Annotated in this window: 18 protein-coding genes; 14 read left to right on the top strand and 4 right to left on the bottom strand. The window is 57.2% G+C overall.

What is annotated here, in order from left to right:
- The first annotated feature begins 848 nt into the window (after positions 1–848).
- From FJ936_RS06705 to FJ936_RS06635, 14 genes are all read left to right on the top strand, one after another.
- Positions 849–1898: an ABC transporter substrate-binding protein gene (locus tag FJ936_RS06705; RefSeq protein WP_141906279.1), complete on the top strand. Its 1050-nt coding sequence runs from the start codon at positions 849–851 to the stop codon at positions 1896–1898.
- A 42-nt stretch (positions 1899–1940) separates the two neighbouring features.
- Positions 1941–3338, top strand: coding sequence for an aspartate aminotransferase family protein (locus FJ936_RS06700; protein WP_141906278.1), 1398 nt, complete (start codon positions 1941–1943; stop codon positions 3336–3338).
- A gap of 23 nt (positions 3339–3361) precedes the next feature.
- Positions 3362–4504 carry an ABC transporter ATP-binding protein gene (locus tag FJ936_RS06695; protein ID WP_141906277.1) on the top strand — a complete coding sequence of 381 codons (1143 nt, stop codon included), beginning with the start codon at positions 3362–3364 and terminating at the stop codon, positions 4502–4504.
- Positions 4485–5738, top strand: coding sequence for an ABC transporter permease (locus tag FJ936_RS06690; RefSeq protein ID WP_141906276.1), 1254 nt, complete (start codon positions 4485–4487; stop codon positions 5736–5738). Before FJ936_RS06695 ends, FJ936_RS06690 begins: the two co-directional genes overlap by 20 nt.
- Positions 5738–6580 (top strand): ABC transporter permease, encoded by an 843-nt coding sequence (locus tag FJ936_RS06685; protein WP_141906275.1) that lies wholly within the window; start codon positions 5738–5740, stop codon positions 6578–6580. The genes FJ936_RS06690 and FJ936_RS06685 overlap by 1 nt, the downstream gene beginning before the upstream one ends.
- 756 nt (positions 6581–7336) lie before the next feature.
- Complete coding sequence (locus tag FJ936_RS06675; RefSeq protein WP_141906273.1) at positions 7337–7624, top strand: hypothetical protein; 288 nt, start codon at positions 7337–7339, stop codon at positions 7622–7624.
- Positions 7621–7977 carry an IS66 family insertion sequence element accessory protein TnpB gene (gene tnpB, locus FJ936_RS06670; RefSeq protein ID WP_141906272.1) on the top strand — a complete coding sequence of 119 codons (357 nt, stop codon included), beginning with the start codon at positions 7621–7623 and terminating at the stop codon, positions 7975–7977. The genes FJ936_RS06675 and tnpB overlap by 4 nt, the downstream gene beginning before the upstream one ends.
- Positions 7978–8046: 69 nt before the next feature.
- The gene (locus FJ936_RS06665) at positions 8047–9579 is read left to right on the top strand and encodes an IS66 family transposase (protein ID WP_141906271.1); all 1533 of its coding nucleotides are present in this window, start codon (positions 8047–8049) and stop codon (positions 9577–9579) included.
- Positions 9580–10183: 604 nt separating this feature from the next.
- Positions 10184–10969: an SDR family oxidoreductase gene (locus FJ936_RS06660; protein WP_348643153.1), complete on the top strand. Its 786-nt coding sequence runs from the start codon at positions 10184–10186 to the stop codon at positions 10967–10969.
- Between the two features lie 21 nt (positions 10970–10990).
- Positions 10991–12532, top strand: a complete 1542-nt coding sequence (locus FJ936_RS06655) for an AMP-binding protein (protein ID WP_141906269.1) — start codon at positions 10991–10993, stop codon at positions 12530–12532.
- 2 nt (positions 12533–12534) lie between these two features.
- The gene (locus tag FJ936_RS06650; protein WP_141906268.1) at positions 12535–13134 is read left to right on the top strand and encodes a carboxymuconolactone decarboxylase family protein; all 600 of its coding nucleotides are present in this window, start codon (positions 12535–12537) and stop codon (positions 13132–13134) included.
- 7 nt (positions 13135–13141) lie between these two features.
- Complete coding sequence (locus FJ936_RS06645) at positions 13142–13945, top strand: SDR family oxidoreductase (protein WP_141906267.1); 804 nt, start codon at positions 13142–13144, stop codon at positions 13943–13945.
- Positions 13946–13953: 8 nt separating this feature from the next.
- Positions 13954–15120: an acetyl-CoA acetyltransferase gene (locus FJ936_RS06640; RefSeq protein WP_141906266.1), complete on the top strand. Its 1167-nt coding sequence runs from the start codon at positions 13954–13956 to the stop codon at positions 15118–15120.
- A 343-nt stretch (positions 15121–15463) separates the two neighbouring features.
- Positions 15464–17872 (top strand): LuxR C-terminal-related transcriptional regulator, encoded by a 2409-nt coding sequence (locus tag FJ936_RS06635; RefSeq protein WP_181763102.1) that lies wholly within the window; start codon positions 15464–15466, stop codon positions 17870–17872.
- A gap of 496 nt (positions 17873–18368) precedes the next feature.
- Here FJ936_RS06635 and FJ936_RS06630 read toward each other — a convergent pair whose 3' ends face one another.
- The 4 genes from FJ936_RS06630 to FJ936_RS06615 form a co-directional block, all read right to left on the bottom strand.
- Positions 18369–19160: a hypothetical protein gene (locus FJ936_RS06630; protein ID WP_141906264.1), complete on the bottom strand. Its 792-nt coding sequence runs from the start codon at positions 19158–19160 to the stop codon at positions 18369–18371.
- Complete coding sequence (locus FJ936_RS06625) at positions 19157–19684, bottom strand: hypothetical protein (RefSeq protein WP_141906263.1); 528 nt, start codon at positions 19682–19684, stop codon at positions 19157–19159. Before FJ936_RS06625 ends, FJ936_RS06630 begins: the two co-directional genes overlap by 4 nt.
- A gap of 174 nt (positions 19685–19858) precedes the next feature.
- Positions 19859–22057 (bottom strand): helix-turn-helix transcriptional regulator, encoded by a 2199-nt coding sequence (locus FJ936_RS06620; protein ID WP_141906262.1) that lies wholly within the window; start codon positions 22055–22057, stop codon positions 19859–19861.
- A gap of 500 nt (positions 22058–22557) precedes the next feature.
- A complete protein-coding gene (locus tag FJ936_RS06615; RefSeq protein WP_181763101.1) occupies positions 22558–24066 on the bottom strand; it encodes an ATP-binding protein in 1509 nt (502 codons plus the stop codon).

The raw sequence follows: 24066 nt of genomic DNA, 5'->3' as shown, positions 1-24066 counted from the left end.
GACCGTGCTGGCGCTATTGGTACTTCCGATCATTATAATTGTACCTCTATCTTTCACCTCCAGTTCATTACTAACACTGCCAGTGCCTGGCTGGTCGTTGAAGTGGTATGAGGAATTTTTCTTCTCCGAGAACTGGCGCGTTGCGCTGATCAATTCATTGATCCTCGGCACGCTTTCCACCTTGCTCGCGGCACCACTTGGCACAGGAGCAGCTATAGGTCTAATGCGGGCGCCCCCGCGCGCAAGGGGGCTCCTTGCCGCAATCTTGATGCTCCCCCTAATCGTGCCCACAATAATATTTGCAGTCTCGGGGTATTTTGCGTGGTCACGGCTCGGACTAGTAAATTCATTTGCAGGACTTATGCTGGGTCACTGTCTAATCAGCGTTCCCTTTATGATGCTCACAGTTATGGCGGGACTGAGACGCTTCGATTTCGGGTTGATGCGCGCAGCGGCAAGTCTTGGTGCATCGCCGGTCGCTTCCTACCGATCCATTTTTCTCCCACTTATGGCGCCCGCAATCTTGGGAGGTTCGCTTCTTGCGTTCGCGATTTCGTTCGACGATGCCGTGGTGGCGCTCTTCCTTTCAGGTCCCGAAACAAGAACGCTGCCGAGGCAGTTGTTCTCTAATGTGAGAGACAATTTGAGCCCTGTCGTTGCCGTTGCAGCGGTAGCCATGACCATTATCTCGATTTCGGTTATGGGGGCATCGCAGTTAGCCAGCAGGAAGAGGACGCCATAGCGCCGACAAAAGGGAACTACCCCCCAATCGTGGGGTGACTGGGAGCCGCACCCTCCCACATTGTCACAATCGGGAACAAAGCCAAGCCTCTAAAGGGAGTCTGCAAATGTTGAGAGCTATTTTTCGCGCGGGTGGCGCTGCATTGTTGGTAGTGACTTCCGCGACAGCTTATGCGCGGGACTTTACGGTTGCCTCCTGGGGTGGCGCCTACCAGGAAGCCCAAAAAAAGGTGTTCTTCACCCCCTTTGCAGAGGGTACAGGAATGAAGCTCGTAGAGGACGTCTACAATGGTGGTTGGGGGCAGTTCCAGGCGATGCAAACCAGCGGCAAGATCCCGTGGGATATCGTTCAACTAGAAACAGCAGAACTAATTCGTGGTTGTGAGGAAGGTGTCTTTGCCAAGATAGATTGGTCAAAGTTCGGAGGCCAAGGTGACCTTCTTCCAGAGGCGCAGCTGCCGTGTGGCATCGGAGCCGTAGTTGGCTCCACGATCATTGCCTACAACGCCGATCTGCTAAAAGAGCCGCCGCAGACCAGTGCCGACTTTTTTAACCTGGTCAAGTTTCCCGGCAAGCGAGGGCTTCGGAATGGACCGAAGACCAACCTTGAGTTTGCTCTAATGGCAGACGGCGTGCTGCCCGCTGATGTGTATAAAACCCTGTCTACTGCCGCAGGAGTAGACCGTGCGTTTGCGAAACTTGACTCAATCAAGTCGTCGATTCAGTGGTGGGAGGCCGGCGCTCAGCCTCAGGAGTGGCTGGCCGGTGGCGATGTCGCGATGACTACCGCGTACAACGGTCGGGTATCTGCTGCCGTCAAGGAAGGCCGACATTTCGGGATAGTCTGGTCGGGCGGAACTTTCGGCATGGACTACTGGGCGATACCTGTTGGAGCAGAACACGCCGACGTATCATATCAATTCCTGAAATTCATGAATGACACCTCCCGCCAAGTGGCGTTCGCCCAGCTTATCCCATACGGCCAGCCGCGAGCCGATGTCGCAAAGGCCGTTGATCCCAAGCTTGCAGCCGAACTTCCCGCGGGTGAGAATATCGCTCGGCAACTGTTTGTCGGCGGGGAGCAGTCCAATGATTTTTGGGTCGATAACGGCGACACGCTGCAGCAGCGTTGGGATGCTTGGGCTGCAAAAAAATAGACGGTCGCTACCCTGTCAACTTTTTCCGAAGGTTTCTCCGCAATGACCGATCGCCCTAACTCCTCTCGGCGCCGCGACGTCGCTTATCACCTGCACTCGCAGACAAACCTCGCAGAGCACGAGCTGACTGGCCCCACCGTAATTGAACGGGGCGAGGGTGTCTTCGTGTTCGATGAGGACGGGAAGCGCTATATGGATGTTATGGCGGGTCTTTGGTCAGTGACTCTGGGCTATAGTGAGAAACGGCTGGTTGCTGCTGCAACGAGGCAAATGCAGCGACTGCCGTTCTTCCAGACGTTCGCGCACAAGTCGCATCATCCTGCGATAGACTTGGCCGAACGTCTTATATCGATCGCTCCGGTGCCGATGTCCAAAGTGCTTTTCCAAAGCTCCGGATCGGAAGCTGTGGATGCTGCGCTCAAGCTTGTATGGTATTATCACAATGCGATCGGCAAGCCGGGTAAGAAGAAGGTTATAGCCCGGACCAATGCTTACCACGGGACAACAATAGCTTCGGCGAGTTTGACTGGCCTTCCCCACATGCACCGCGACTTCGACCTGCCGATATCGCGCATCCTCCATGTTGAGTGCCCACACTTCTATAGGTTCGGAGCAGAGGGTGAGGACGAGGAGGCCTTTGCAACGCGCCTAGCAGAATCTCTGGAAGCCAGAATCTTGGCGGAAGATCCGGACACGGTTGCCGCGTTCTTTGCAGAGCCGATAATGGGCACCGGCGGGGTGCTGATCCCTCCGGCCACGTACTTCCGGAAGATACAGGCAGTTCTGAAAAAGTACGATGTACTGCTTGTCGCCGACGAGGTCATTTGCGGCTTTGGTCGGACTGGTCGAATGTGGGGTAGCCAAGAAGTGGGCATGCAGCCCGATATGATAACCTGTGCAAAGGGCTTATCCTCGTCCTACTTGCCGATATCGGCCCTGCTGTTGAATGAGAAAATCTACCAAGGGCTCGTCGCAGAAAGCCGGGCTCTTGGGATATTTGGACACGGGCACACTTATTCGGCACATCCCGTTAGTGCGGCTGTGGCGCTCGAAGCCCTGAACATCTACGAGCAGGATCGCATACTGGATCACGTGGCTCAGGTGTCGCCCGTTCTGCAAGGCGGTCTCCGAAATTTCGCGGATCACCCTCTGGTGGGCGAAGTGCGTGGTGTCGGGCTCATGGGAGCTATCGAGATAGTTAAGAATAAGGCGACCAAAGCATCCTTTGACCCTTCAGGGAAGATAGTGCCGAAGATGTCGAAGCAACTCGAATCTCGGGGCTTCATTATCAGAGCGCTTGGCCAGAGCTTGGCCTTTGCACCGCCGCTGATAGTGGAGGCATCCCATATTTCAGCGCTCCTGGATGCCACGGCCGCGGTTCTTGACGAAACATACGCCGAATTGAAGGCGAGCGGAGAATTGGCGAGCGTTGCCGCATGATCGTACAAGGAAACGTTAGCGGAATGCCCTTCAGTCCAGTCGATAGAGGACGTGCACCAACAGCATCCGACAAGCAAGCCACCCTGGTGGAGCTCGTCAACGTGGAGAAGACATATGACGGCAAAATTCCAGTTGTCCGCAGCCTCAATCTTTCAATAAGGCGAGGGGAATTCCTGACACTTCTCGGGCCTTCTGGATCAGGCAAAACTTCAACGTTGATGATGCTTGCCGGTTTCGAAGATCCGACGTTTGGTGACATTCTTCTCAACGGAAAATCGTTGCTTAAAGTTCCACCTTACAAGCGTAATATTGGAGTAGTGTTCCAGAGCTATGCTCTTTTTCCGCATATGAGTGTACTTGACAATATCGCTTTTCCGCTAAAGCAACGACGCATTCCGGCGGCGGAGCGCATGAGAAGGGCGCAAGCCGCGCTGGAGATGGTTGAACTCGGGGCGTTCGGTTCGCGTCGTCCAGCGAAGCTCTCGGGGGGGCAACAGCAGCGTGTTGCGCTTGCTCGAGCTCTTGTGTTCGAGCCCCATCTCGTTTTGATGGATGAGCCACTAGGGGCGCTAGACAAGAGCCTCCGCGAACAGATGCAACTGGAAATCCGACGGTTACACAAGGAACTCGGAATGACCGTGGTATACGTAACCCACGATCAGACTGAAGCTTTGACAATGTCAGACAGGATCGCCATCTTCCACGACGGTCAGATCCAGCAGATAGGTACTCCGAGGGAAATCTACCATTCCCCGAAGACAAACTTCGTTGCCAACTTCGTTGGTGAGAGCAACTGTGTGGAAGGGATAGTCTTAACTAACGAGGCAGAGGGGTGCCACATCCGCACCGATTTTGGTGTGGTCTTGGCTTGCCCCTCACAACCCGGACTTCCCGTTGGAGCGGTGGTGGCGGCGATTACGCGCCCGGAAGACCTGTGCGTTGGAACGCTCCACAAGGAAGAATGCAACTGCCTTCCGGCGCGGTTTGTGGAATTGATCTATAGTGGCGATCATTCGTTGATACAGGTTCGTCTAGAAACAGGAAAAATCTTCAACGTGCGGCAATCGAGCCGGGTCTCTGATGGTTGGCGTGAAGGTGATCCGTGCTTTGTGAGCTGGGAATATCCTGCAACAATCGTGTTGACGCATGACGGCCGTGAAAAATAAAGTACTATCAGAGAAAGTCGTGCTGCACAGGAATGCTTTCGCAATCCGAGGTGGTGTTGATTATAGACGCAAAGTGTATGCCACGTTCCTCATAGCGCCATTGTTCCTGTTTCTCGTGGTTGCGTTGGTAATACCCGTGGGCGGCATTTTTTGGTATGCCGTGTCTAACAGTGATCTCAATAATGCTCTGAGTAAAACCGCGGAGGCCCTGAAGGGATGGGGCGGGACGGAACTGCCGGCCGAACCCGCGTTCTCTGCTCTGGCGGACGACCTGCGTATGGCGCGGGTCGCCGGCAAGCTTCCTGAATTAGGGGTCAGGCTGAATCGAGAGAAGGCGGGATTCGGCAGCCTCTTGCGCAGAACAGCGCGGAAGCTCCCAGACGCCGAAGGTTCGGGAAAGAGGGAGCTGCTCGTCGGGATTGACGCAAGGTGGGGAGATATTGACTATTGGCGTTCGCTGTATGGTGCCACAGGGATCGCGACCCCAAAGTATCTCCTTGCAGCTGTCGATCTGCAGCGAAACTGGGACGGTTCTCTCACGCGTGTTCCTGCTGAACAGCGCGTATTCCTCGAAGGGTTTTTGCGCACACTAGTGATTGCCTTTGTTGTTACATGTATCTGTCTTGCGGTAGGGTATCCGCTGGCGTTCATTCTGTCCGAAGCTACTGGTGTGAAAGGCCGCGTTCTATTGGCACTCGTGGTTCTGCCATTGTGGACTTCGGTGCTGGCCCGGACGGCCGCTTGGATGGTCCTCCTCCAGCAGCAGGGAGTGGTCAATGATGTGCTAATTAGACTCGGCATTGTGGAACAGCCCCTTGAGCTGATCTTCAATCGAACCGGAGTGTACATCGGCATGGTTCACGTTTTACTGCCGTTCATGACGCTTCCACTTTATGGTGCGATGAAGGGGGTACCAAAGAACCAATTGCAGGCGGCGTCATCCCTCGGTGCCCGACCTTTGACGTCTTTCATTACAGTATATATTCCGCAGACGCTACCAGGTATCGCGTCGGGAACACTGATGGTGTTCATCATAGCAATTGGATTTTATATAACGCCTGCACTCGTAGGCGGGCCGGATGATCAGATGATCAGTGGCCAAATATCGCGTTTTGCCATACAATCAGGAAATTGGGGAATGGCAGCCGCGCTTTCTATATGGCTCACGGTTTGTATTCTAATGTTGCTTCTTGCGTTCGGACGCTTCCTGCGACTGGGTGGAAGCATTCAGTGATGACGGATCGTCGAGACCAGAATGTCTACGGTCAGAAGCAAGGTGTGAGCCGAGGATGGATGCCGTTTGTCAGACTGCTAGCGGCCTGCGCACTCCTCTTTCTTTGGCTGCCGATCTTGGCGATCATACCAATTTCATTTAGTTCCGGCTCTTTCTTGAGTTACCCAATGCCGGGATTTTCCCTCCGGTGGTACGCTGCAGTCCTGCAACCTGACCCTTGGCTGGCTGCATTTCGCAATAGCTTACAGGTCGGCATCGGAACGATGGTCCTATCCACGACATTAGGTACGATGGCAGCCTACGGTCTGAACCTCACGCAGGGTCGCTGCAGAAGCGCAGTCCTTGCATTTTTAATCTCGCCGATGATCGTCCCAGTGGTGATCATCGCACTCTCGTCTTATTTCGCGCTGGCATATGTCGGTGGTTTGGGCTCACTTAATGCGTTGGTGTTGGCCCATACACTCCTGGCGTCCCCCTTTGTTCTCATCTTGGTTCTGGCCAGCCTAGGACAGTTCGACCATACTCTCTCGAGGGCCGCTTCGTCTCTAGGGGCGTCGCCTATAGCCACGTTTAAGCAAGTCACTCTGCCGTTGATTTGGCCGGGGATCTTCGGCGGTGCGACATTCGCTTTCGTCACGTCGTTCGACGAAGTGGTTATCGCGATGTTTGTGACGGCGCCTGGGCAGGTTACCGTGCCTCGACAACTGTTTGCGGGTCTTCGTGACAAGATCGACCCTTCTCTGGTTGCCGTTACGACCGTATTGATTGCTTTTTCGATAATTTTTTTTGCGTTGTTGGAAGTAATAAATTCGGTCTCGCGATCCAGAACCTCTCGTTCCTGACGGAAGGCGGACTCAGATTATTGGCGCAAGCCAGCTCACCCCATTGTACAAGTGCGGTTTTTTCTGGTGTCTAGGGTACTGTTTGTGACCTTTCTGTAGGCGTTGTCTTGTGATGGCGGGCAAGCACGGACGTCATACTTGTCCGGGAGGTTCGACCGTATACCCCGAATTGCATCTACCCTTTCGAGTGGAGAAGGCGATTCGCCGGCAAGGTATCCTCCTCGAGTTGAAGGTAGGAGAGTAAGCGCTGTTCCGGCACCACCTTTCGCGCGGGGTCGTGAGCCACGATGCTCGGAGCCTTTGAGGGCTTCGACACATGACGATTCAGAGCTTACGCTTAAGTCCAGGGACGAGGAGCCGGTTCGACGGCTTGAGATATTCACGGGTTCTGGACGGCGGCGCGAATGGTTGCCGGAGGAGAAAGGCCGCGCGTGAAGCCGGTGTGATCGAGCTGGAGATTGACGGCGTCGCCATGCGGGTCGGTCGTGGCGCCGACGCCAGGACGGTGGCGGCGGTGATCCGTGCGCTGAAGGCGCCGTCGTGATCGGGCCGACGGGTGTGGTCAAGGTGATGCTCGCGACGAAGCCGGTGGACTTCCGCAAGGGGGCCGAGGGTCTGGCGGGGCTGGTTCGCGACACAATGGGCGCCGATCCGTTCTCCGAATCTAACCCAGGTAGTTGCGTAAGCGCTGTTCCGGCGGCACCTTTCGGAGGTCGGCCTGAGCGAGGATGTTGGAGCCTTTGAGGGCTTCGACACATGACGATTTCAGAGCTTACGCTTAAATCCAGCGATCCCGAGCCTGCGCGCCGGTTCGAGGTGTTCACGGGTTCCGGTCGTCGGCGCGAATGGCTGCCGGAGGAGAAGGCGCGGATCGTGGCGGAGTCGGAACCGACGGGGAAACGGCAGCCACAACGCAAACGGAACGCCGCCCGCGATGCCGGCATGATCGAACTGGAGATCGACGGCGTCACCATGCGGGTCGGCCGTGGCGCCGACGCCAGGACTGTTGCGGCGGTGATCCGCGCGCTGAAGGCTACGTCGTGATCGGGCCGACGGGTGCGGTCAAGGTCATGGTGGCGACGAAGCCGGTGGACTTCCGTAAGGGTGCTGAGGGTTTGGCCGCGCTGGTGCGCGAGACGATGGGCGCCGATCCATTCAGCGGCGCGGTCTATGTCTTCCGCGCCAAGCGCACCGACTGGATCAAGCTGATCTTCTGGGACGGCACCGGCGTCTGCCTTTATGCCAAGCGTCTGGAGGATGGCGAGTTCCGCTGGCCGAAAGTGCATGACGGCGTGATGAGGTTGACGGCTGCACAGCTCTCGGCGCTGCTCGAAGGGCTCGATTGGCGGCGCGTCCACGAGGCGCGCCGGACCCGCATTCCAGCCCAGGCGGGCTGACCCGCGACGAAGTGAATCAGCATCGATTCCGCTGTCGCGAGCCGTTGGCGAATATGGTCTGATCGGCTCATGGCGATGACGGCTGACCAGCTTCCCGATGATCCGGATGCGCTGAAGGCGATGGTCCTGGCGCGCGACGTCGAGAATGCCCGGCTGATCCAGATCATCAAGGAATTGCAGCGCCATCGCTTCGGCCGTCGCGCCGAGACGCTCCCCGAGGATCAGCTGCTGCTCGGGCTCGAAGAGGCCGAGCAGATCGAGGCGGCCGGCGAGGAAGAGAACGAGCAGGCTGCTGCCACGGAACGTCTGGCAAGGACTACCAAGCGTCGGGCCAACCGTGGCTCGCTGCCGGCACACCTTCCTCGCGTGGAGAAGGTCGTCGACATCGAGGACCATGCCTGCCCGTGCTGCCGCAGTGGCCTGCATCGGATCGGCGAAGGCGTCAGCGAGCGGCTCGATATCGTGCCGGCGCAGCTGCGTGTGATCGTGGTGCGTCGGCCCAAATATGCCTGTCGCGCTTGTGAGGACGTTGTCGTTCAGGCTCCGGCGCCCGCCCGGCTGATCGAAGGCGGGCTGCCGACCGAGGCGACGGTCGCCCAGGTGCTGGTCTCCAAATATGCTGATCATCTGCCGCTCTATCGTCAGGCGCAGATCTACGCCCGGCAGGGCATCAATCTCGATCGCTCGACACTCGCCGACTGGGTCGGCCGTGCCGCCTGGCATCTACGTCCGGTGCACGAGCGGCTGCTTGGAAAGCTGAGGTCCTCACCAAAACTCTTCGCCGATGAGACGACAGCGCCGGTGCTCGACCCCGGCCGCGGCAAGACGAAGACGGGGCAACTCTGGGCCTATGCCCGCGATGACCGACCGTGGGAGGGGAGCGACCCGCCAGGCGTGGCCTATGTCTATGCGCCGGACCGGAAGGCCGAGCGTCCGATCGCGCATCTCGCAGGCTTAACCGGAATCCTTCAGGTCGACGGCTATGGTGGCTATCGCGTGCTGGCCGAAAAGAGCGGCGTGACGCTCGCCTTTTGCTGGGCGCATGTCCGTCGGCGCTTTTATGAACTGGCAGCTGCCGGTCCCGCGCCGATCGCCAGCGAGGCGCTAAGACGGATCGCCGAGCTCTACAAGATCGAAGACGCCATCCGCGGCCTATCGGCCGACAAGCGCCGTGCGATGCGTCAGGATCGGAGCGCTTCGCTTATTGCCGACCTCGAACCTTGGTTGCGCGAAAAGCTCGGCCTGATCAGCCAGAAGACAAAGCTGGCCGAGGCGATCCGCTACACGCTCTCGCGCTGGGAAGGCCTCTCGCGCTTCCTCGACGACGGACGCATCGAGATCGACAGCAACACGGTCGAACGTTCAATCCGTCCGATCGCGCTCAACCGCAAGAACGCGCTCTTCGCCGGCTCGGATGGCGGCGCCGAGCATTGGGCCGTCATCGCCTCGCTGATCGAAACCTGCAAGCTCAACGGCGTCGAGCCCCTCGGCTACCTCGCCGACATCCTCACCAGGATCGTCAACGGCCACCCAAACAGCCAGATCGACGATCTCCTGCCCTGGGCTTACATCCCCGCCTCTGAACTCAGGGCCGTGGCCTGAGAACATCGCTTACGTAGTTGCTTTGAAGGATCGCTAAGTATTTCAAGTGGCGTCGTGTGGACGACAGTAAAACACACGGTTCACTCCGAAAAGTGAAGCGATTGGAGCCACGTACTGACCCGCCGAGCAGCCACCGGAAGGGGTGGACCAAAAATGGTGCACAAAAGTTATGGGCGGGAGCACGGCTAAGGATCATTTGGCGGTGGATCTGATGACCGCCTCGGCTCCGTCCTGCCTGAGATATTTGATCCTTCGCGTGCTGGTCAACAAGCCGTACGAATGGTGTGTGAGCGCAACGGTGGCCGTGCCGAAAGCTGCACCACAGCTCTAAAAAAGGTCCGACAGGTTTGCAAAGGGCTTTAGCAAACTCAAGACCTTTTTGCGCCCGCGCCGCCTATTTCCTCGGTTTGCAAATGTAAAGGCCGGCTCAACAATCAAAACTAATGTGGGCGCTCTCTCCTCAGAAGCCCGCGGCCGGTGGTGCATATCACGTCCGCCCCCCGGTTGGGGGGTTACCTCGGGCTTTTGCTGACCGATCGTGATGGCATATTTGTCGCGCCTCTCGGCTGCGCTGTGAAGGGGTTTCTGTTTAATGGTCGGTCGCTTGGAGAATAAGGTAGCCTTCATTACCGGTGCCGGTTCAGTTGGGGATGGGATTGGTAATGGGCGCGCGGCTGCTCTTCTGTTTGCACGCGAAGGCGCAAGTGTCTTCGCAACTGATATCAACAATGACGCAGTCCGTGTGACTTGCGAGGCTATTCGCGCCGAAGGAAATAGGTGCGAGGCGGTGGACTGCGACGTGACCTCGTCGGCAGATATCAAGCGCGCGGTAGAGACTTGCGTGTCCCGGTTTGGCCGCATCGACGTACTTCACAACAATGTTGGCGGGTCGGCTCCGGGCGATCCTGTTTCGATGCCTGAGGAGACTTGGTCCGCGCAGATCGCTATGAACCTGACGAGTGTGTTTCTGACATGCAAGCACGTGCTGCCGGTAATGTTGGCGGTAGGTGCCGGCTCGATCGTGAATGTTTCTTCGGTTGCAGGTGTTCGCTACCTCGGACACGACCTCATTGCATATGCGGCCGCCAAATCTGCGCTGATGAAGTTCAGTCAAGGCGTGGCAGCGCGCTACGCCAGGGACAACATCCGTAGTAACTGCGTCATTCCCGGCCTCATGCACACTCCCCTCGTGGAGGTTCGGTTGGCCCAGCAATACGCCGGCGGTGATGCCAGTGCGCTAATCGCGCGCCGAAATGCCCAGGTCCCCATGGGTAGGATGGGAGACTGTTGGGACATCGCCTACGCGGCGCTCTATCTTGCGTCGGACGAGGCAAAGTATGTGACCGGGGCTGAGATTCTTGTTGATGGCGGGCTTACCGCCAAGTGCTGAGTTCAGTAGGAGGGTGACGCATTGCGCATCATAGACTTCTTCGACCGCGGAGCAGAGCGCTTTCCCGATAATAGCTGTGTCTCCGATGGCGTACAGTCTTGGACCTATTCCCAGGTTCAAGCGCTTTCGCATGGTATAGGAGCGACCATTCGGTCGTTAGGCGTCGGCGACTGCAAGGTTGCAGTTCTCAGCCCGAACCACCCGCTAGCTTACATTGCGGTCCTGGGCATTATGCGCGCAGGCGCGGTTTGGGTGACTCTGAACGCGAAGGCAACGATCGCTGAGAACGAAGCGATCATCGAGGACATGGATGCGGAGGTGGTCCTGATCCATTCGGATTATTTGGCGCATGCCGGGCGCATAGCCGCCCTTCGAGCCGTGCGAAATGTGATCTGCCTTGATGCCTCCGACCACGAAGTTCCTTCGCTCTTGAACTTGATCGATGTAGAAGCGCGTGTGCCTGATTGGCCGGACAGCGGTTTGCGAGCTCAGGTAATCATGTCGTCGGGCGGCACGACGGGGCGGCCCAAAGGGGTGGTGCAGACGGTTCGCGTCTACGAAACGATGGTTGCCACATTTAGACTGTGTGCTCCGCCGAATGGTTGTCCACGTCAGCTTCTTGTCGCGCCCATGTCTCATGCCGCCGGGGCCATTTCCTGGTCTTATCTTGCAGATGGCGCCGAGACGATCCTTTTGCCGAACGTAAAGCCGATAGATATTCTCAAGGCGATTGAAGTTTATTCTGTTACTCATATATTCCTGCCGCCTACGCTTATCTACGTTTTGCTATCATTGGACGAAATAAGAGATTTCAAATATTCTAGCCTCCAGAACTTGTTCTACGCGGCAGCTCCCATGTCGAGTGAGAAGCTACGTGAGGCAATCGACGTTTTCGGCCCAGTGCTAACTCAGACCTACGGCCAGGCGGAGGCGAACATGATTTGTACGTTCATGTCGCCACAGGATCACATTGAGGCGTTGCGTCCCGGCCATGAGCATAGGCTTCTGTCGTGCGGCCGAGCCTCGCCTCTGACTCGAGTCGAGATCATGAGTGAAGATGGTTCGCTGATGCCCTGCGATGAGGTGGGTGAAATCGTGCTGCGTGGTGGATTGATTATGGGTGAATACTACCGCCGCCCCGATGCTACAGAGGACGCGAGCGCATTCGGATGGCACCACACTGGGGACCTCGGCCGCAAAGATGCAGATGGGTTCGTTTACATCGTGGGTCGTAAACGCGACATGATTATCAGCGGCGGCTTCAATATCTTTCCCGGGGAGATTGAACAGGTTGTGTGGGCGCATCCCGCTATCAGAGACTGCGCGGTTATCGGCATACCGGACGAGAAATGGGGAGAGGCGGTCACGGCAGTCGTTGAGCTTCGCGAAGGTGCCGAAGTCTCCGCCGAAGAAATTATTGCCCTGTGCAAACTCGAACTAGGCTCCATCAAGGCACCGAAATCTGTGATCTTCGAGGCAAGCTTACCTCGCAGCCCTGTTGGTAAGGTTTTGAAGAAGGACATACGTGCTCGGTTCTGGCAGGGCCGTGAAAGGCAGATATGATCATGTCCGAACAGAGAACTCGCCTTGCTGAGTTGCCGCTGTCGCAAATGACGGAAACCCAGCGCACCATTGCTGATCGCATTTTGGCCAGCGGCCGCAGCGGCCTTGACGGTCCATTTAGGATCTGGTTACGGAGCCCTGAGTTCGCTGATCGCGCCTCGCATTTGGGCGCATTCGTCCGCTTTGGCACCACGCTGCCGTCGCGTCTGTCGGAACTGGTCATCCTTACTGTAGCCGCCCACTGGAAGGCCCAGTTTGAATGGCACGCGCATGCTCCGATCGCGATAAAAGCCGGTCTTGATAGCGCGGTGATCCAAGCTATTCAGCTCCAAGCTATGCCGACATTTCACAACGAGGATGAGAAGCTGGTGTATTTAATTGCACTTGGCTTGGTGCAGCATGGAATGGTCGAAGACGAACTCGCCGATAGGGCTTTAGCGACGTTCGGCGAAACTACGCTCGTGGAGTTGGTAGGTATAGCAGGATACTACACGTTGGTTGCTTTCACCCTGAACTTGTTTCGCGTCGAAATTCCAGGAAACGGTCCGACGCCCTTTCCAACCTCGCCGCTGGCTGAAGGCCGGCGAACAACTGGAGCTTGATAAAGAAATGGGTGGACGTCTGGAAGGCAGGACTGCAGTGGTCGTGGGAGGCGGGTCGATCGGGCCGGGCTGGGGCAACGGCAAGGCCATCTCAGTTCGCTTCGCGCGAGAGGGCTGTCGCGTCGTTGCTATTGACCAGAATCTAGATGCGGCCGAGGAGACCAGCCGGCTGATCGGCGCAGAAGGCGGCCAATGTTTGGCATTGCGGGCAGACGTGGCGGTGCCCGATCAAGTCGAAAATGTCATCGGCGAGGCATACGATAGACTCGGAGCTATTGACATCCTTGTCAACAACGTCGGTATCGTTTCTGTTGGCGGCCCTGCCGAACTATCAGTCGAAGAATGGGACCGAGTCGCCGCAATCAACGAGCGGAGTGTTTTTTTAGCCACCAAATATGCGATTCCGCATATGGAACGCCAAGGCTCCGGTGTCATCATCAATATCTCCTCCATTGCAGCAATAAGATGGACGGGCGTCCCCTATTCAACTTATTACGCCACGAAGGCGGCTATCATCGGCTTCTCCCGCGGAGTTGCACTACAGTATGCCAAGGTTGGAATCCGCTCGGTCTGCATTCTGCCTGGGCTGATGGACACGCCGATGGTGCATGCGGGCCTCACCGGTGCCTACGGTACTGAGGGTGACCACGAAGGCTTGATCTCGGTTCGGAACGCCCAATGCCCCACCGGCAGAATGGGCGACGCTTGGGATGTTGCGAATGCTGCGCTGTTCCTTGCTTCCGATGAAGGCCGGTATATCACCGGCACTGAGCTGATTGTAGACGGTGGCCTGACGGCGAAATTCGCGTGAGAAGAAGAATGAATGCAAGCATCATCGGCTGGGCCCACACTCCATTTGCAAAGCACGACGGGTATGAGCTCGAGGAGCTGATCGGCCAAGTCTCGACTAAAGCGGTGGACGATGCGGGCCTAGAACCATCGCAGATCGATTCGATTGTCGTCGGTCATTACAATTCCGGACTATCTTCTCAAGATTTCGCAGCTCCACTGGTTTTGCAGGCAGAGCCGGCATTCAGATTCAAACCGACTGTGCGTGTGGAGAATGCATGCGCGACAGGTTCTGCGGCGATCCGCGCCGGCCTGAGTCAAATAGCGGCCCGAGATGCACGCGCTGTCTTGGTAATCGGCGTGGAAAAGATGACGTCATTGCCAAACATGGAGGTGGGAAAAGCGCTACAGAATGCGTCTTACCGGCGCGAGGAAGGCAATGTACCGGGCGGCTTCGCCGGAGTATTTGCCGCTATCGCCGATTCCTATTTTGCTAAGTGGGGAGACCAGAGCGAGATTATGGCGTACATTGCCGCCAAAAACCACAGAAACGGTATCGCGAATCCGTATGCGCATATGAGACGCGATTTGGGTTTCGAGGCGTGCAACGTAGTGTCTGACAAGAATCCCATTGTTGCGGGGCCCCTCCGTAGAACGGATTGTTCCATGGTGTCGGACGGGGCTGCCGCAATTGTCCTCGCCGACACAGCGTACTCGACGTCGGCCCGCCGTGCGATAGGTTTTCGGGGCCTCGGCCATGCTACTGACTTCATGCCAATGAGCAGGCGTGACATGACCCGGTTTGAGGGGGGCGAGGTGGCTTGGCGGCAGGCCCTCTCGGCGGCGGGAGTTGTTCTTTCTGACCTCGATCTTGTCGAAACGCATGATTGCTTCACTATCGCTGAGTTGATCGAATACGAGACGATGGGATTGGTGCCGCACGGGGAAGGGAGACGAGCAATCCTCGAAGGCTGGGTGACCAAAGAAGGTCGTCTTCCGGTGAATCCTTCAGGTGGCCTCAAGGCGAAAGGCCATCCGATAGGTGCAACGGGCGTTTCCATGCATATCATGGCCGCCTTACAGCTCTCTGGTGAGGCCGGCGATATGCAAATAGCTGGTGCCACGATGGCCGGAGTTTTCAACATGGGAGGAGCGGCGGTAGCTAACTACGCGAGCGTGCTGGAGAGAATCCGCTGAGGATATCGCTGCGCCTCGGACGTAGTTTACCTTCAATCGTCGCTGCGGACATTTGATGTTCTCGCTAGTCGCTTGGACCAAGCTTGCGCCGCCAAATCCTCCGGCGCGGCGACTTTCGCGCAGCAGGCTGGTCGAAAAACTTCTTGGGTTGCCAAGTGGAAACGTTCTGCTTGTGTCGGCTCCTGCCGGCGGCGGCAAGACTACGATTCTCAGCGAAGCCTTCATTCGTCTCCAGGCAATTGGCTCCAATCCATGTTGGGTATCTATAGACAGGTTAAGCAACGAATTACGATCGTTCTTCCTGTCTCTGGGCGCCGCTATAAGAACTGTCCGACCGTACTCCATGCGGCAGCTGGAATTGCAGTTGTCATCCGAGTTACCGAACCCCGAACAACTCGCTTCCGCGTTGATCAACGACTTGCTGGAAGATTCGACGCCAATCACAATCTTCTTGGACGATTTCCATCTCATAACTGACGATAAGACGTCCGCTGCGCTTGCCCTTCTCATCGAATACATGCCTGCGAACGTCTCGATTGTCATCGGAAGCCGTGACGTCCCCAACATGCACATGGATAAGTTGCGGGCACGCGGTACTCTAAGGCTTGTCAGTTGGAATGATCTGCAATTCACCGTGGGTGAGGTGCGGGAGTATTTTCTCGAGTGTTTAGACATCGCTCTTTCGGATGACGCAGCGCGCAAACTCGTAAGCGCAACTGAAGGCTGGATAACCGGAATTCAGCTTGCAGTGGCAACAATGGGGAACCAAGGGAAGATTGACTTCGATGAAATCACTGGTACGCGCATAGAGATTGGAAAATACTTATTTTCAGAGGTATTTTCCAAGCAATCGGAAGATGTTCGTCATTTTCTTCTTCAAACTTCACTTGTCGAGCAGTTCTCTTCTCCTCTTTGTAATGCGATTACGGGGCGACAAGATAGTCACTTGCTAATCGAAAAGGTCGATAGGCTAAACCTGTTTATAGTAAGACTCGGGCCGGACGGTAGCTGGTTTCGCTACCACCACCTCTTCAACTCTTTCTTGAGGGAGCGTTTGCAGACTGAGAGGCCAAATGAAATAGAGGAGATCGCCCTCCGGGCCATTAAATTCCTCGAGGATCAAAAGATGCTCGAGGAGGCTTTCCACCTGGCCATCAGGGTAAAGCTTTATGGTAAAGCAGCAGATCTGCTTGTCCATTTCGGCCGATCGTTATTCGCGGACGGTGCTTTCAGGGAAGTAGACCGGCATATCGCGATGGTCCCAGAAAGCCTAATCTCGACAGATGCTCGGCTGTGCATTTTGCACGCATGGGCTCTCTGCTACCTAGGCAATACGGATAGTAGCCTAGCTCGCATCTCTCAGGCGCGAACGATAGTGAAGCATAGTGAATCGGTAGCGGCAAAGGAAGAGATGACGACTTTGCTTGCTGAGATATCGGTGCTTAGTTCGATTGTAGGTGTAGTCCAGCGTGACGAGCCCGATTTAGGCCTTGAGAGGCGAGGCATCCTGTCCGAAATTGATGCGTCAGACCTCCTCGTGCAGGGGTTCGCCAATGTTGCACTAGGCCGCATCGCGCGCGTTCAAAGCAAACTAGATGACTCGGTTGGATATTATAGGCACGTGGGAACCCTGGCACAGCTGGCTAGAAGTCCTTTGCTTGCGCATCTTAGTGTCCTAAACCGCTCAGTGTTGCTGCGGTTGCAGGGCCGCTTAGCTGAGTCAGAGGCCCACTTGCGCTCGCATCTCGCGCTTTCTGCCGAACGGCGGTGGCTGAGGTCAGCGCCGGCTGCCTTCATAAGGGTTCAGCACGCTATCAATCTTTTTGATATGCACTTATGTGCCGAGGGGTTGGCCGAGCTTGCAGACGCGCTCAACATTTTGGAAGCAAACCGAACTTATGGGTTTTACGGCTTGGCATTGATCGAGCGTGCGAGAAACCTCGATGCCCTCCGCAGGACCAACGATGCGTGGAAAGATATTCGATCCAGCTGGGCGATGGCGGTTGATCAGAATGCACCTCGGGTCCATGCTCAAGCGGATCTCTTAGCAGCGCGGCTTGCGGCAAACGCTGGAGACTATGAAACGGCAAGCGAGTATATCGCGAGAGCCGATCGTAGCGGTAGTGCGGGCGGCAATGATGTTCCTGCACTCAGAAGCGAGATACAGGAATTGGCGATGATTGAGAGCGTGCGGCTACTTTTGCTTCGCGATGAACCCGTCGCGGCTTTTCGGCATTCTCGTACGGGGCTAGTCAGCGCGAATTCGGCGGGGCGGATAAGGTATGTTTTGGAGTTCTTGGCATTGCAGGCAGTAGCTTTTACGCGAATGCGCCGCCCCGAGCAGGCAATTAGAAAATTGATCGGTGTATTTGACCTCATGCGGGACGAAAGTTTTGTCAGCTTATTAATATTTCCAGACGTCGACATGCGTGGACCACTCACCCAGGCGGCTGTTAGTTGTCCGCGTAACGCCGCGCGTATCCGGCGGATTCTTGAGAGCCTCGATTCTTATGGGCAAAACGGGGGTGCCAAGAGTCCAGTGCCAATGACAGGCGATGTTCCTCGTCTGCATGTCAGAGAAGAGCAAATTCTTCGCCTACTCGCTACTGGCATGCGTAACAACGCAATCGCAGTGAGATTAGGCATATCTGACGAAACCGTAAAATGGTATCTTAAAAGCTTGTTTGCAAAGCTGGAGGCGTCGAACAGGACAGAGGCAGTTTCCTTGGCTCGCAGGCTGAGAATCCTATAGGTCGTTTTAAGAAACCTGCTCTTGTTGCAACGAATTCGGACGATTGCTCGGCCATTGCCGCGGAAGTCCTCACTTTCCACTGCATGTTTCAGCTGCACATGGGCAGATTCCTCGCTTCGAACTGGCATAATCAGAGGGCGATGCGGGCCAGTTGCTCGAGGAAGTGGTCCTATTTCACGCACCTCGAAGAACGGAAGCAAGAAGCCGGCCCATATCAAGGAGTTACACCCTGAATTGCGGGCTCTCGGGGCGTCCACCCCGGAGCCGGTCGATTCGCCTGACGAGTTGACCGTGTTAGGTGGTAAGTTTGTAGAGATCGACCTACGCCCCACCGTTTTGGAGAGTTGTCTCTTGTCGGCGGGGGATCACATCCCTCGAATGTTCCCTTTAGTGTGAAAGACTAATTTTACACTGACCAGACGTTCTTGTGAGTTCGTAAGCCAGTTGTTGACCTGAGAGCGGACGGACAGCGCTGGCATGCTCGCGCGTGAAATCGTCAGACATTCCGCTGAGCCCATTCGGCGACCGACGCTACGAGATCATTCACGGTGCTACTCCCCACGCTGATATTCTGATGCGGTTCGATCCGGTGATAGTCCGCCAGGGGTACAGTGCCTGAGACGAAGCCGGTACGTCGGGCGATGATGTTCTTCGTCCGCCTATTCTCCTGCCAATAAGTCACAATCGCGCGATGCTTCGCTTCATTGGGACTGCCCGGATGCAGCGCGCGCGGCGCTGGATAGGTCATGTGCCGATGATGGGCGTGAAGCAGAGTGACGTCATAGAGCCGGGCCAGGAACGCGCGCATTTCGTCTAGGCTCCCCGTGGCTTCGACATCTTTGCACTCGATGGCAACCCGGGGGCGGCCGACTGGGACGCCACCCGCTGTGCGCAGTGCCGCGCCGACACTTGCTGGGACGATCGCTATATCAATCTCATGCGATGCGCCACTCCGGCCGCCAAATTGGATGCCGTTCCAAATCTCCCATTTGGGCCGCCTACGCCACCGGAAGCCGATCACGCTAGCGTTGTCTGGCCCGGCAGAGGCTGGAGACACCCCGGTTGGCGCACCGCCACGCTGGATGAAGCGGCGATCGCTATCGCTTGGTAGAATCTCGGTACCGTTCGAGCGCTGCAGCCAAACGGTGAAGCCGGCATCCTGCAGCCCGCGCGCAAGGTTCGTCATCACGAATAGTTCGAAAATTCGACCGGCCCCCGACGCATGCTCCAACGTCGTCACCCGGCCAACAATCGTGTCGAGCGCAGATTCGACCGACGGGACCATCATGATGACACCTGTCCGCGGGCTTGCGCAGACCACACTGCCAGGCCGGTGCGCAGCGACGGTACGCTCGCCCTGGCGACAACCACATCGTCGCGGCCACTTTTCCGTGTCCCGACATCGTCGACAAGCAATATCCCGCTTTGGCGGGCATCCAAATCGGTATCGGCTTTCGCATCGTGCCCGCCTAGCGGGCGGTCGGAATCGATGATCGCGTCCAAGCCATCCATCGACCAGCCCAACTGGGCGAGGGCAGCGTCTAGCCGCTCGGCGACATAGGTCGCGGCCCACTCGATCTGAGCGTCCCCTTCGATCGGTTGGACGATCGCTATGACCGTTTGCGGCTCCCCCTGTGCTTTAGGTTGCGCATCGCTGCGAATGGACACGCGGGCGGCCGCGAGGGCCGTCTCCGGCTCCTCCTTGGCCCGCCCCGCTTGGATCGCCTCGACTAGCTCGAAAGCAAGCCAGTCGAGTCGCTTCTGAACCAGGGTCTCGATAAGCCCCAACAGCCGCGGGTCAAGTTGCGCCATTACAATGCAATCCTTCCTCCGTATTCCCTCAAATCACGACAATAGATTTCGGAACATGGCTTCAGGACACCGAAGGCCTCTGCGTTGCAGCTAAACCTTTGACCGGTGTCCGAAAGGGTCGATCTTCGTCCATAATCGGCGACCGGCTCTGGTGGCCGCCCAATATTCCTCTTCTCAGGCCGACATACGCCCCTTGAAAGGAATGACGTTGCCTGTCGTGGGATCGGCTTCCGGCGCGCTCTCATCGACAAGCCTCTCCAGAGGGGCAATCACCGTCTGTTCCCACAGCCCGCTGATCATCTGTTCAAGACGATCCTTCAACTTCGCCTCCTTGGCGAACCAGTTCTCTAGACGGTCCGCCACGCGCAGCTTAAAGCCAGGGCCACGGCCCCACTCAGAAGCACAAGCCGACCAAACAGGCGACTGTGAAAGAGGCTCTCGGTAGACCTCGACCCCTCCGAGCTGGGCCGCTTCCAAGAATGCGCGCTTCGAGGCTGCGGCATTCGCGGCGATCTGGTCGATCGAACGGATGGCCAGCGACAGACCTTCGTCCGCTTTCAGCGACTTCAGGAACGCATTAAGGCCGTTGAACCAGCTTTCGCTGCGCAGCTTAGCGTCTCGTGCTGCGCCGACGCCGACCAGATGAACGACGTTGAGTCCTGTGTAATCACCGCCCCGCCTTGTGGACGCCCAAAGCGTCGACGCATACCGAACGCCCTTGATTGTGCTAATCGCGTCAACATGCGCTAACCGCTCGCGTGCTCCTAACGCCCGATTGCCTCTAAGAAAGGTGTTGAGCCTGTTGGCGACCTCCTCAATAGCGGCGTTCAGTGCCTGTGCTTCATGGTTCTTGATGATGTCCTGCGATGCCGCACACAGGTCGAAAAGCCGCTCTTCAACCGCCTTCCTCATCCGGCTCAACTGCCCGAACAAGTCGCTGCGCGTTATAGCGGCGTCGTCCGCCTCGACGTTGTAAAAGAGCATGGGAACCCCGGCGAGATCTTCAGCCGACAGCTCCGACGATACCTGCATCTGCTTGAACTCGTAGCCCTCCGAATCCGTCAGTGCCTGTTCGCCAATGTCGTCCTTCATAGCGCGGGCTTCTTCAGATCGAGGCAGCGCCAGGATCGACACTTTTCCGGTGTCGAAGCGATCCGAAAAGGTCTGGCGCATGTGCTGAAGCAGCACGCGCGTACTGGTTCCCGGCGCGTCATTGAACCGTGAGCAGAAGACAATGCCTGTCCGAGGGTCCTTTAGTCGGTGGTCCAAATCCTCGCGCACTGCAACGTCGTCAACTCCTTTGGTGTCGATGACGGTAATTTCGAGTTCGCCGAATGTCCGACCGAAGTTCGGAATGAGCAGGTCAATGCTCTTCGGTAGCGGCACTTCCTTCAGGCGCCCATTATTGACTGCCTTGAAGGTTTCAGTGACCCACTCCATGGGATGCTTCCGGGTCGAGCTGTCGTACCACAGTTCGCGACGCGTCCGATCATCGAGGTTCATCAAAGCGAGGACGCGGGTCCGGAATTCGTCTTCACTACTGCTCGACTTGGCAAGGTCAATTACGGGATCTTGATAGACGATCTTGCCCTCAACCGTCTCACGCTTGCGCCCCAGCCCAGACATATTGCGGATGGCGCGCTCCGCCTCTCGGCTCACGCCGACGCTTTCCCCTGCTTCCCGGCCTTCGCTCGTGTTAGCGACCCATTTCGCCGCGCAGAAGTCAGAAACAGTCTCCCGCATCTCGGCGTCGCTCATGGGCAGTAGCGAAATACCAAACTCTGGCCCGCCTTTAATGTGCACTTCGCAAATCGTAGTGCCGCCAGCCCCTGTCTCTAGCACGGGCCTATTGATCGCCTTGTCGGCCAGAGATGTGGGAACAAGTAGGTCGAAGATGAAGCTGATGGCCGTGGACTTGCCGACACCCATATCGCCTATGAATGCAACATTATGACTAAGTCGACCTAGAAAGCTTGCCGCGCGCAGCAGTGAGTCACGTTGCCGCTCGATCTGACGACGCAGAGGCCACGGGTGGTCGTCGTTAGTCAGGAAGGTCTCAACCTCGTCGAGCGTCTCTTCCGTAATCTCTAAGCACGTACGCTCAGGGTTCCAAAATGACGGTGGCTCGATGTGCTGCCAGTCACGGCCCGCGTACTCCTTGAATGCTTTGGCATTGGGTGCCCCAAGGGCCTCGAGAGCTTCCAGCGCCCGATCCACATCCGCACTCGCGACGACCTCACCCTTCTCGATGCGGGAAATCCGACTCTGGTCCAGTCCGGACTTCTCTGCCAGAATCGCTTGCGTGACACTCGCTTCAACTCGGAGCCGAGCTAACGCTGCGCCCACTTTCTGCGTTGGAGTATACTCGCTCACTTAAGCCTCCGCCAGTGATTTGATGCTGCATATATGCGGCATTAATGATCGACTGTCAAGGTGCGTGGAAAGTTGAGCCTTCTGCCACCTTCGACCGTGGTGCGCTTCCATCGACTTTCGCCTGGATCACTATCAGCAGTTCATCGATCGCGACTTCTCGATCGAGAATTCCCGGCGCTTTCCAGCACGTGCTTGAGCAGCGCATCGGATCACAGATATTTGCCGATAGTGTTCCGGGATAGGCTGGTCTGCGGAAAATCTTCCGGACCTATAAATGCCTTCTGAAAGCCAGCGTCGGATACGCCCAATAACACGAGCGAATTGTAATGCCGGTCGAGAACGGCAGACGCCGGAGGATGCTAGAGCGATGTCTTAGTCTGATCGCATGGCGTATAACTGTCGATCATGTTGTTCGAGGCGCCGAGTGTGCATTCTAAAATCGACCAACTGGGCGATGCGCGCAGGCCGTCATTCTTCTCTAGGATTAATTCGGCTGAGCCTCAGCGGTCCGCCAGACCCATCAGCAGCAGTTCGTTTAGCGAGCTACGGATCCGGCCGGAGTAACGCACGCCATCATCTCGTGCGATGGCTTCGGAGACTGCGAGACCAACCGCGAGCCTGATTATTCCTTCGTTAATCGCGCCCGCCTCGCCCATGAAGCTTCTCGAGAATGGATGGCCCATAGACAAGCGCACCGCGAGGCGCCGCTCGCCGGAGGCTTGACCAGGCGGCTCGCTGATATCGAGCCACCTTTCGTCACGTCCGGCGGGGTCGAGCGTCACATCGACCTCCCAGCGCACCTCACCGAGCGGGATCGTCATACGTCGTGAGTTGTTCGTGCCAGCTTCAGCCGCACGAGTGGTGATGCGCGCGTCCGACCGCAGATGTGCCGTCCCTACGCGCTCGATTCCGATAGACTTAGGTACGAGCGGCACGACGTCTGCAAGGGCGCGCTCCTGTTCGCCCGAACGCCAGTTCTGCGCCTGATCGAGTAGCGGCATCCGCCGATCGGCAAGCGACGCCTTCAGCTTGGCGATCAACTCTTCTTCGGCCTCGTCCCAACGCACGCCGTCCTTAGTGTGGCTTACATTGAATCCAATCAGAGTGAGTTCGCCAAACAGGCGCTGAAACGCAAAGGAGTTGGAGGCGCCACACAGCTCGCGTGGCCGATAAGGCTCATCGGCGCTGCCCTCGATAACCCTGCCGCGGCGCAGCAATGCAAAGCCAGCTCGGGTTGTGGAGCCCTTGGCGCGTAATGCGGCCCAGCCTTCTACACGGCGGCCGGCATCAAGCGATAGCTTCACCGGAACGCGCCACTCGCGATGCGCGCCAGCCGGGTCGCGCCAATAGGGGGCGACAAGCACCTCGGGCTGCTCGAACGACAGTCGCTCCCCGTTGAGCATGATGACAACGTCACCGCGCGCTATGAAGCTTCGATATAGGCTCGAAAGATGATCCTTTATCTTGGCGAGTGTTCGGCTCTTCGGCGCGCGCCGAATGTCACTCAGTACGATTTCTGTGAAATGGCTGTCGCGCGGCGCGGCTGCGCTGACCACCGAAAGCTCCTCGATCGTGTCCGCGACGATCGATGCGATATCGAAACTCACGGTGCGCTCGACTTGTTCTCCCAGCGCGGAGGTGCGGATTGTCCAGCGCGGGGCAAACCAGGCTGAGGCGCTCTTCATGCCCATGCCGAATTCAGATAGGCCACTTGCGTCGAGTGGCGCCTCAGCGGGCCGAAAGGCGCGGCTGTAGGCGTCGCGTGAAATGCCGGCGGCGTTGTCGCGCACGACGATCATATTGCGTTCGGCATCAATATCGATGTCAATCGCGAGCGTCCAATCCTTACCCTCAAGTTTGCGGAGGGCCGCGCGATTGGACTCATAGGATTGGATAGCGTTGTCAACGAACTCCGCTAGCGCGTACCAGGGCTTGTAGTTGAGGTGCGGAAGCACGCTCAGCAAGCTGACGCCGGGGCGGATGCTCACCCGCTTTAAATCATCAACCAT

The sequence above is a fragment of the Mesorhizobium sp. B2-4-13 genome, from assembly GCF_006658535.1.
In the GTDB taxonomy this organism is placed as follows: domain Bacteria; phylum Pseudomonadota; class Alphaproteobacteria; order Rhizobiales; family Rhizobiaceae; genus Mesorhizobium; species Mesorhizobium australicum.
The sequence above is the reverse complement of the archived record's forward strand: the minus strand, read 5'-3'. Positions and strand labels throughout refer to the sequence as shown.